The sequence below is a fragment of the Legionella drozanskii LLAP-1 genome, assembly GCF_001467585.1.
Taxonomy (GTDB): domain Bacteria; phylum Pseudomonadota; class Gammaproteobacteria; order Legionellales; family Legionellaceae; genus Tatlockia; species Tatlockia drozanskii.
Genome location: NZ_LNXY01000032.1, coordinates 19,579 through 28,695, shown reverse-complemented (window position 1 = coordinate 28,695; position 9,117 = coordinate 19,579). Strand labels below are relative to the sequence as shown.

Sequence of the window (9,117 nt, the reverse complement as noted above, 5' to 3'; positions counted from 1 at the left end):
CAATGGGAAAAATTTTTACTTTTTTATTCGCGATATTGCACCGAACATGTTTTGTTTAACTTGTTGATATTAAATAAAAAAATTTAAATTGCAACCTTTCATGCATGTTCAAATTTTACTCGAATAAATTTCCTTTATAAGATGAGTTTATGTTATTGATTATATTGGTTTTACTTTAAAAATAACCTCAAAAAAGACCCTTATTTACACTTCACCGCACGATCCTTAGTCCCAGGCCATATAGATCTATTTCAACGTGAATATCACAACCCATAGATAACCCTCCTATTGCAAATCAGACTTATTTTTAACTTTTTAGAGGGTGTCGTTAAAACTCCTCCTGGTTTTCTTTTGCTTCTTCTGCTTCTTCGCTTACAATGCAAACATATAATGCAAAAAATAAAATTGCCGAGGCAGCAATGATTGAAAGCCATGGCTCTTCATTTAAATTCCCATGACGGATTTTTTCAACAAATAGTTGTAATTCATGGTGCCCTAAATATAAATATAAAATTACAATTCCTACTCCTATTACCATTGAAATCACATTTTTTTTCCTAGTCTGCACTGAGGGAACAAGGACTACCCTTATATATAAAAAATACGTTAAAATTACTGGCAGAAAAATTTGATAGTATTTCATTTGCTTCCTTTTAAAAATTGTTTTTTATCTGTCTTCCACAGTATTTTTATGAAAAAATATCTGCATGTGTGCCAGTACGAACAAAATATAGATCATCACCATCAACTTTATAAATTAATAACCAATCCGGCTCAATGTGACTATCTCGATGATGACTCCAATTACCTTTTAATGAGTGATCTTTATATTCCGACGGAATAGGCCTATCCTCAATTAAAAGAGTCATTAAAGTTTTTAATTTGGACAGATCTTTTCCACGTTTAATACTTAATTTAACATCCCTCTTAAATTGTGTACCTTGAATTGGATTTCGCACATTAAATACCTAAATCTTTAAATAATGCGTCAGAGGAATTAAATCGATCACCTTCACCTCGATCAGCCGCTTGCATTGCTGCAATAGTTAGTTCATTAGGCATTTCTTGTTGAGCAATAAACTTACGCATCAATTGCCTTACCACCTGCGCGGCAGGTGTATGAGTAGCAGCTACAGCAGCCATGAATTGATCATGTAACTCTGGCTCCATCTTAATAGACATCTGCACATTCTTAGTCATAGTTGATTACCTCTTTCGTTAATACCCTATATTATATCAGATACCTTATGAATATCAAACGAATACCAATAGAACATCTTATAGGTGTTAACAATGACGTAATACTTGAGGTAACAAAACGGGGGGTCGGTTGATTCATCTGTATGATATTTTTCTATTAAGCTTAAAGAAGTTCATAAATGGCCTGGTGCTAAAGATCGTGCTGTAACATGTACAAATCAGGCTTTTTTTTAACGAGGGATCCAATCTTGGTGCTGGTTGTAGGTGCATTTCACAATGAAAAAGTATTTATTATTTCCAGCATATGAACCAAAACGTAATTGATTCAACTTATTGATAATTAGAGAGATAGTTAAATTACATGATGTACCTAAGTTTTTTCTTTATCAGTTGCAATATCTTATTGATTAATTCACTATAATTAAAAATTTAATGCCAAAATAAGCTTGAATTTACACTTCACAGCATGATCTTTAGCTCCACGCCATTATCTTGAATACCATTTATGAGAAGATGCTCGAAGAGGGCATTAGCCAGGAAATTATTGATGATTTTCTTTGAATATCGCCCATTGCCTGGACCCACATTGCCTTCACAGGTAAATATTAATTTAATTTAGGCCATTCGAGCGAATGGCCTAACCTTATTATTCAAGTTTTTTTTGTCTGCCCTCCATAACCGAAACACTGCCATACTTTGCACGAATTGTTTCCATAGAATATTGTCCAAATGAACGGCAACGAACGGCATCAGATGGCTTGAAATACCAACAAAGTTTTTTGGCTGTCCATTTAAAACCAGCCGATTTAAGAGCATCCTTGTGATCTTTGGTGTTTCCAGATACCCAAACCCATGCCCCACATATTTCAATAGATAAACCTAATCCGCTTATACTATTCAGGGCTTCTGCCATCTCATCGCCATACTGCGCAGCTTCTACTGTTACAGTTGACTTGCCGTCATAGCTTTTCAATACTTCATAAGCCACATTGATCATTTTCATGATCTCTAAACCAGCAGGATTTCTATCAGGGTGATATTTGGAGCAGGCTTTCTTGTAAGCTGCTTTTATTTGGTCTGCGGTGACTTCGCCGGAAAGACCGAGAACTTTGAGCGCATCGTATTGATTCATTTTGATTTCCTAGTGTTGTTATTATGTTCAAATGAACAAGTACATTATTACAAAATACGATGTATTAGTCAATAATATATATGTATTATTTAGATGTATATAGTTGACATTATTGATTACGATGGTTACTATTGAGTTGTCATTTTGACAATAAACGATTCAAGGAGAAATGGGATGTTAACCCCATCAGTACAGTCAAGGCCGCTTGATTTTGATATCAGTCTGGAAGATTTTTTTGATGGTTTCCTGCGTTACAGAACAACCACGACAACCAAAAAAATACAATATGAATACAAAAAAATTACTATTGATGAAACTATCAGTACCGAGTTATGCGCACAAAAATTACTTTTTTATCCACTGCTGGCAAAACAAATTCGTAAACTCAAACAACTGCATTACAAGGTGTCTATCGATTTAAATCCAATTGAAAGTTATCGCCAAAAAGGTCTAGCTCCCATAATGAACTGCCTCAATACAATTGATGAGGCGCTGTCAGGCGCAAGACTTGAAAAATCTAGGCTTGATGCCAGAGTGAATAATCTACTTTACCTTTACGGTCAAACAAAAGACTCGCCAATTCTTCAGCACATAAAACCGTATTTTCACTGCAATTGTCATTCTCATAATCGCTATGGCACTCGCACATGGAGACTAACTATTTCCGGGGTTCAATACTGGCTTAATTATCAGTCAAAACGATTTGGTGAGATGGCTCCCCTTTATCAGATAAGTGAATATGATTTGCTTGCAGATTATTTTGACACAACCAGGAAGGATCCAAGCTCAATAAGCCAATGTGCACTGTCAAGATTCGCAGGAGGGATACTCAATACACCTATTTATGCTTTTCTGGTAAGGAATGACTACAAACATAAGGGAAGAAAACATTATATTGATCTTTCAGACAACACAACCTATACCCGAATTGCTGATGTGCGGGAAAAGACAATGACCTATACCAAAAAATTCGAACCATGGATTATAGAGGAATAATTATGAAAAAACTGTTGCGATTTGAATTAAAGCAAAACCTGCGTAAACCGCCGCGGGTTTACGTGCGCTCGGCTGAAACCGCTGAGCTTTACGGCTCCTTTAGAACAGATGCCACTGGCGATTTTGAAGGTTTTGACAGGCTCTCGCATTACGAGCTTATGGAACTTAAGCAATACATGCGAAATATAAATGCCGTCAACAAATATCTCGCTCCCTCATCCTCAAATATGCTCACTGATTTTCGCTTAAGACTGCCTGTCAACTTTATTGAAACACTGGATCAATTAATGGATATTTGCGACAGCGAAAAGGTTGAGATCAATATATTTGAAGGGATCATTACCAGTATTATCCATCAAATGAGAATTGCCGCATCAAAGCTTGACAGTGCACCAAAATTGAAAGCCCTTGCGCTATTAGATAAGGCCAATATTGCGGATTTTAAACAGAAACACCATGAACAAATACAGTCTGTATTTTTCGAACTTCAAGGCATATCCAATCGTTCGGAAAAACTTCACCACAAAGCAAAGCTTTTATTTAATAAAGACAAAAGTTACTCTCCGCTTGCGATAAAGGGAATGGCAACGGGCGAAACACTACCATCAAAATGGCTTGTTGCCTGTGCCATTGATTTGTTAATGGATGAAACGCCAGAGCGTATCAAATCTTTTTTAACCATGAATGATATGTTTTTACTTTGGGGGAAACCTCTTAAGGACTCTAGTTACAGTAAAGAAGAATTAATTGAGAGAGCTAGATTTTTTGAAAGCCATGAACTTATCGACAAAATCAGTTTATAAGCCAAAACTTTTAAATTGTAATTCTCTTAAAACTATTATTCCTTGGGTAGAACAAACTATATAGTTAGGTTGCAAAAATACCATCAAAAGGGTATAATTATAGTATGATATTTGAATATGATCCTGACAAAAATAACACTAATAAGGTAAAACACGGCATCGATTTCGAAGAGGCTAAGCTTTTATGGTGTGATCCAATGCGATTAGAAATACCGGCTAAAAATACTGATGAGCCAAGATTTCTGGTTATTGGGTTAATTGATGAAAAACATTGGTCTGCTGTGGTAACGTACCGCAATAAAAACATAAGAATTATTTCTGTCAGGCGGGCTAGAAAAGAGGAGGTGGGGCTTTATGAAAGCATCTGAATTTGACGAGAAATTTGATTCTGGCGAAGATATAACTGACATGTTAGATCTAAAGGCCGCAAAACGATCTGGATTAAAAGTTAAGCGAATCAATGTGGATTTCCCTGAATGGATGATCGAGTTGCTTGATAAAGAAGCTAACAGAATAGGCACGTCACGCCAATCGTTAATCAAATTTTGGATAGCCGATAAACTTGATCACCGAGCATGTTAGGCATTCATTTATTTTATTTGCATAAGGGTTGGCTATGGGGAATTTTATCCATATAGGAACTATAGTATATTCGGATTTTTAGGCCTGGGACTAAGGATCGTGCGGTGAAGTGTAAAATAAGGGTCTTTTTTGAGGTTATTTTTAGGTAGGTAACAGGATCCCATTACTGAGATCCCGTCCCATAAGAACGTAGCGTGAAACTTTCGCCTCACTACGCTCAAGCCTTTTCAAAAGCCAACTTCGGTTGACCCAGCTATCCTATTCATCTGGCGCTTATTTTATCATGACTGGTTGTTTCGAACCCGTTCTGGTCGCTTTTAGATAGCGTTTACGCTTTTCAAAGTATTCAATGAAACAGGGATCATAAGGTGTAGCCTCAGCCTTGATTTTGATATGCCTTTTCACAGGGACGGTGCTTGCTTCGAATAAGTCTACATAGGACTTGGTGCCGTTCCCGTTTATAATTTTCGCAGAAAATATCCAGTTTCTTAATCCATGGCAGCGAAAATATTTTTTCTTCTGCCATGAACCGCTTTTCCTGGGATGTCTGCGATGAATCCAACTCCACAAGGCCTGCCAGATACAGTTATCGACATAGCCAAACGTCTTTTTGGCACAACTGAACCGATGATAGTTAGCCCATCCTCGAATTTTTGGATTCAATAGATGGCTTTAATTACAGACTTGGTACAAATGCGAACTGGAATCTGGGGCAGGACAATCATTGGAAGCAAAAGATACTCTAGCAAGATATCTCATTGTAAAATAATGATTTTTGAGATCTAGTAACACATCCATATTAAAAATATTTCTGGCAAAACAATTGCCAATATGTCTTCTACTAATGCAAAATATCTGATTATTTTTGCTTAGAGTAACTTTTGCTTCCAATGATTGTCATGCCCCTAGTAGTGTCAATTTCAGCACCTGAAAGCACTTTGAAACCAACTTTTTTATGGCTCATGTCATCAATCAGATTAACTAGGTGCTTCATGTCGCGACTAAGCCTGTCTAATTTCCATACCACCAAAGTATTTCCAGGTTGCAACGCTTTTAGACATGCGTTTAACCCAGGTCGGTCATTTTTCCGTCCCGAAGCATGATCCTGATAAATATATTTGGCATCAACACCAGCTCTCAATAATGCATCTTTCTGCAGATCGAGTAATTGACTAACATCAGATTTTGAAACGCGGATATACCCGATTAGCACAACCTCATGCCTTAACAAGGAAACCTAAAAAATAGACTATCAGTTTATATTGATTTTCTCTAGGGTTATCTTATTCAATCAAGAGGATTTTCAATGCAAAGAGGTACCATCATAAAAACGAGCGTTTTTCTGGTGGCATTGCAATTTAAATTAGGAAGAAAGAGTCGATCAAACACGTTATTGCGTGTATGTTAATATGATGACTGCATTATGCTACATAATATATCAATACACTTCAAAATATTATACTATCCATTTTTTTAGGAGAAATATATGGGTATAGTAAAAATATCTGATGAATTACATGAATCCACAAAACTTATGGCAAGAGCTATGAGTCGTTCAATAAATTCACAAGCAGAGTATTGGATAAGAATAGGAAAATTGGCAGAAGAAAATCCTTCGATTACTTATTCTGAAATTCTTAAAATTTTAGTAAATCAAGCATCATTAGGTGAAATACATTATGTCAGTGAAGACGCCTGAAGAAATACAAAAAATGCGAGTAGCAGGAAATTTGGCTGCATTAGTACTTCAAATGGTAGAACCTTATGTGATTGCAGGTATAAGTACTCGTGAACTTGAACAAATATGCCGTAAATATATTATTGAAGATTTGGAAGCAATTCCTTCTACCTTAAACCACTATGGATTTCCGGCATGCATTTGCACATCTATTAATCATGTTGTGTGTCATGGAATACCATCTGATAAAATAATTAAAGTTGGAGACATTCTTAATATTGACGTTACTGTACAAAAAGATGGATATATTGGTGATACAAGTAAAATGTTTTTAATCGGCGATGTGAAACCTTTTGCTAAAAAGCTGGTGGAGGTTACTCAAGAATGTCTTTATAAAGCAATTGCTATAGTCCGTCCTGGTATCCGACTCGGAGATATAGGAAGCATTATCCAGGAACATGCCGAAAAAAATCGATATTCTGTAGTTCGAGAATTTGGTGGTCATGGTATCGGTCAAACAATGTGGGAAGAACCTCATGTCATGCATTTTGGAAAACCAAATACGGGTTTAGAACTCCAAGCTGGCATGACCTTTACTATTGAACCAATGATCAATTTGGGTAGTAAGGAAGTCAAAACATTAGGTGATGGATGGACTGTCGTTACAAAGGATCATAAATTATCTGCGCAATGGGAGCATACAATTTTAGTAACTAATAGTGGGTATGAAGTTCTTACCCTAAGACCAGATGAGCATATATCCATATCTCATTAATATAGTTATCTAATCAGTTGATATTATTTTGGTGTGGGATATTCCCTTAGAAGTTTTGATGAACCTGTTGGTGTTGCTGGATATGAGTTTACGCATGATATTCCATAGGAATTAAAAGGATCACTGCCGAGTCCGGAGGAGTTGGAGGAAAACTGGGTTTAGATGAAAATTATAGTGGCAAATAACGTGGGTTCATTCGCAATTAATGTGGGTTGACTTTTGGCTAGTGGCAATTAAAGTGGGCCAAAAATGAATTATATTCGCATTTAATTTGGGTCAAACTAGAGCTCTGTTTGCGGGCCGAGTGGTTTATGATTGCGAGCCGTAACAGTTACCGCACTTTTTGGCGCGATACTCGCGATTTACTTAATTGTGGCATCTCAAACAAGTTGGTGACTCAGCTAAATATTTTCAAAGTTGCTCCTCGTGACAGGACCGTAAACTGGGGCCAGTTTCTAAATTTGATGTTTATTTAATTTTTTCATAACAAGCCATAATAGTGGAACGGCTAATAACTGGATGGTAACTGAAAAAATAACAAGAGAAGTAATTGAGACATCATAAAGTATTCCCATTAAAAAACTGCCAAGAAACCAAAAAATTCCGAAGCCTGTATTAAAAATACCATATGCAGAGCCACGTTTATTTTTGGATACCATATTAGCCACAATAGCACGCATTAATGACTCGTGCGCCCCGACACCAATACTCCATAAAATAATGCCAATTAGTGCAAGCTTAAATTGACCAAAGAATACCAGTGGTGCAAAAAAGCATGAACAAATAGTTACTAGAATAAGGATAGAGAACCCTTTCCTATCATAAAAGTGACCGAATAATGGGGCTGCTATCCCATCGACGCCCATTGCAATGGAATAAAATATTGGAACCCAAATGGCCGGTAACGAGGCTGTTTTTTGGAAATGATAGGCGATAAGCGAAAAATCGGCATACCCTGCTGCAATTAACGACGCACTCGTCAAATAAAGCCAAAAAGTAGCATTCATCCCTTCGGCTTCTAATGTATCATGCTCCACTTCTAAGTCCTCTGGATTTGGATAATTCCATCGCGCACAAAAAAGAACGGCCAAAGCTATGAGCGCGGGAATTAAAAGGAGGGAAAAACTTTGTTGATAGCTACCTTTAAAATATAATACAACTGCAACAATTAATGGCCCTAACATTGCTCCCAATTGGTCGAGCGCTTCATGTAGGCCGAATGCCCATCCCATCCCAGTCTTGCGACCTGCGTGTGATAGCATCGCGTCACGAGAAGGAACGCGAATCGCTTTACCAATCCGCTCAACAATCATCAATGAGGCGGCTACCCACCAATGACCAGCTAGCGCTAACAATGGAACTGCTAATAAATTGCAGGCATAACCAATAATAGTAATTGTCCAATATTTGCCAGTGCGATCGGCAAGATAACCAGAAATTAAGCGTAATGCATAACCAAGTAATTCACCGAATCCAGCAACAAACCCCACCTCCGCAGCACTTGCGCCAAATGTTGCTAGATATGGGCCACTTATGCTTCGCGCACTTTCATAGGTCATATCTGCAAATAGACTTACAATACCTAAGAGAACAACAAATCGTAGCGCTGTGGATTTCGATATATCTTTTTTTGATGAAATGGTCATTTTTCTCACAGCAACAAATAAATTGATTAACCAAGTATCTTTACCCTATCAAAACTAGCTATCATGGTAAAATCAATACCACATTATTGGGTTTAATTACAGAAACGAGGCAAAAGCGAATTAGAGCTAATTTCAGATCTTATTTTAATCATTTCGATATTTATTGATTCATATTAAGTCAATCTACCATAATAAAAATCGGATGGGTATTGAGTAAAAGATACTTGACGGAGTAAATTATTACCACTTACTCTAGCAGATATCTCATTGTAAAATAATGATTCTTGAAATCGAGTAACGCATCT

Annotated in this window: 13 protein-coding genes; 6 read left to right on the top strand and 7 right to left on the bottom strand. The window is 36.9% G+C overall.

The window, feature by feature from the left end:
* Window positions 1-328 precede the first annotated feature (328 nt).
* From Ldro_RS15060 to Ldro_RS15045, 4 genes are all read right to left on the bottom strand, one after another.
* Window positions 329-643 carry a hypothetical protein gene (locus tag Ldro_RS15060; protein ID WP_058497256.1) on the bottom strand — a complete coding sequence of 105 codons (315 nt, stop codon included), beginning with the start codon at window positions 641-643 and terminating at the stop codon, window positions 329-331.
* 46 nt (window positions 644-689) lie between these two features.
* Window positions 690-959: a type II toxin-antitoxin system YafQ family toxin gene (locus Ldro_RS15055; RefSeq protein ID WP_058497255.1), complete on the bottom strand. Its 270-nt coding sequence runs from the start codon at window positions 957-959 to the stop codon at window positions 690-692.
* 1 nt (window position 960) lies between these two features.
* Window positions 961-1,200, bottom strand: coding sequence for a hypothetical protein (locus Ldro_RS15050; RefSeq protein ID WP_058497254.1), 240 nt, complete (start codon window positions 1,198-1,200; stop codon window positions 961-963).
* A 646-nt stretch (window positions 1,201-1,846) separates the two neighbouring features.
* Window positions 1,847-2,332, bottom strand: a complete 486-nt coding sequence (locus Ldro_RS15045; RefSeq protein ID WP_058497253.1) for a J domain-containing protein — start codon at window positions 2,330-2,332, stop codon at window positions 1,847-1,849.
* A 174-nt stretch (window positions 2,333-2,506) separates the two neighbouring features.
* On the opposite strand from Ldro_RS15045, the gene Ldro_RS15040 reads away from it, so the two are divergent.
* The 4 genes from Ldro_RS15040 (at window position 2,507) to brnA (ending at window position 4,713) form a co-directional block, all read left to right on the top strand.
* Window positions 2,507-3,328, top strand: coding sequence for a hypothetical protein (locus tag Ldro_RS15040; protein WP_058497252.1), 822 nt, complete (start codon window positions 2,507-2,509; stop codon window positions 3,326-3,328).
* Window positions 3,329-3,330: 2 nt separating this feature from the next.
* Entirely contained in the window at window positions 3,331-4,131 is an 801-nt protein-coding gene (locus tag Ldro_RS15035; RefSeq protein WP_058497251.1) for a hypothetical protein, read from the top strand.
* Between the two features lie 104 nt (window positions 4,132-4,235).
* Entirely contained in the window at window positions 4,236-4,499 is a 264-nt protein-coding gene (locus tag Ldro_RS15030; RefSeq protein WP_058497250.1) for a BrnT family toxin, read from the top strand.
* Window positions 4,486-4,713 (top strand): type II toxin-antitoxin system BrnA family antitoxin, encoded by a 228-nt coding sequence (gene brnA / locus Ldro_RS15025; protein ID WP_058497249.1) that lies wholly within the window; start codon window positions 4,486-4,488, stop codon window positions 4,711-4,713. Before Ldro_RS15030 ends, brnA begins: the two co-directional genes overlap by 14 nt.
* A 273-nt stretch (window positions 4,714-4,986) precedes the next feature.
* Here brnA and Ldro_RS16165 read toward each other — a convergent pair whose 3' ends face one another.
* Both Ldro_RS16165 and Ldro_RS15020 read right to left on the bottom strand, forming a co-directional pair.
* Window positions 4,987-5,376: a group II intron maturase-specific domain-containing protein gene (locus tag Ldro_RS16165; protein ID WP_083497998.1), complete on the bottom strand. Its 390-nt coding sequence runs from the start codon at window positions 5,374-5,376 to the stop codon at window positions 4,987-4,989.
* A 196-nt stretch (window positions 5,377-5,572) separates the two neighbouring features.
* The gene (locus Ldro_RS15020) at window positions 5,573-5,926 is read right to left on the bottom strand and encodes a recombinase family protein (RefSeq protein WP_476630050.1); all 354 of its coding nucleotides are present in this window, start codon (window positions 5,924-5,926) and stop codon (window positions 5,573-5,575) included.
* Between the two features lie 273 nt (window positions 5,927-6,199).
* Here Ldro_RS15020 and Ldro_RS15015 point away from each other — a divergent pair, with 273 nt between their 5' ends.
* Window positions 6,200-6,412 carry a ParD-like family protein gene (locus Ldro_RS15015; protein WP_058497248.1) on the top strand — a complete coding sequence of 71 codons (213 nt, stop codon included), beginning with the start codon at window positions 6,200-6,202 and terminating at the stop codon, window positions 6,410-6,412.
* Window positions 6,393-7,166, top strand: a complete 774-nt coding sequence (map, locus tag Ldro_RS15010) for a type I methionyl aminopeptidase (protein ID WP_058497247.1) — start codon at window positions 6,393-6,395, stop codon at window positions 7,164-7,166. The genes Ldro_RS15015 and map overlap by 20 nt, the downstream gene beginning before the upstream one ends.
* Before the next feature lie 455 nt (window positions 7,167-7,621).
* On the opposite strand, the gene Ldro_RS15005 is transcribed toward map, so the two are convergent.
* Window positions 7,622-8,812 carry an MFS transporter gene (locus tag Ldro_RS15005; RefSeq protein WP_058497246.1) on the bottom strand — a complete coding sequence of 397 codons (1,191 nt, stop codon included), beginning with the start codon at window positions 8,810-8,812 and terminating at the stop codon, window positions 7,622-7,624.
* Window positions 8,813-9,117: the final 305 nt, after the last annotated feature.

Excerpts from the sequence above, each read along its gene's own strand:
- Ldro_RS15060 (WP_058497256.1), bottom strand. The coding sequence starts at position 643 with ATGAAATACTATCAAATTTTTCTGCCAGTAATTTTAACGTATTTTTTA.
- Ldro_RS15050 (WP_058497254.1), bottom strand. The coding sequence starts at position 1,200 with ATGACTAAGAATGTGCAGATGTCTATTAAGATGGAGCCAGAGTTACAT.
- Ldro_RS15045 (WP_058497253.1), bottom strand. The coding sequence starts at position 2,332 with ATGAATCAATACGATGCGCTCAAAGTTCTCGGTCTTTCCGGCGAAGTC.
- Ldro_RS15040 (WP_058497252.1), top strand. The coding sequence starts at position 2,507 with ATGTTAACCCCATCAGTACAGTCAAGGCCGCTTGATTTTGATATCAGT.
- Ldro_RS15035 (WP_058497251.1), top strand. The coding sequence starts at position 3,331 with ATGAAAAAACTGTTGCGATTTGAATTAAAGCAAAACCTGCGTAAACCG.
- Ldro_RS15030 (WP_058497250.1), top strand. The coding sequence starts at position 4,236 with ATGATATTTGAATATGATCCTGACAAAAATAACACTAATAAGGTAAAA.
- brnA (WP_058497249.1), top strand. The coding sequence starts at position 4,486 with ATGAAAGCATCTGAATTTGACGAGAAATTTGATTCTGGCGAAGATATA.
- Ldro_RS15015 (WP_058497248.1), top strand. The coding sequence starts at position 6,200 with ATGGGTATAGTAAAAATATCTGATGAATTACATGAATCCACAAAACTT.
- map (WP_058497247.1), top strand. The coding sequence starts at position 6,393 with ATGTCAGTGAAGACGCCTGAAGAAATACAAAAAATGCGAGTAGCAGGA.
- Ldro_RS15005 (WP_058497246.1), bottom strand. The coding sequence starts at position 8,812 with ATGACCATTTCATCAAAAAAAGATATATCGAAATCCACAGCGCTACGA.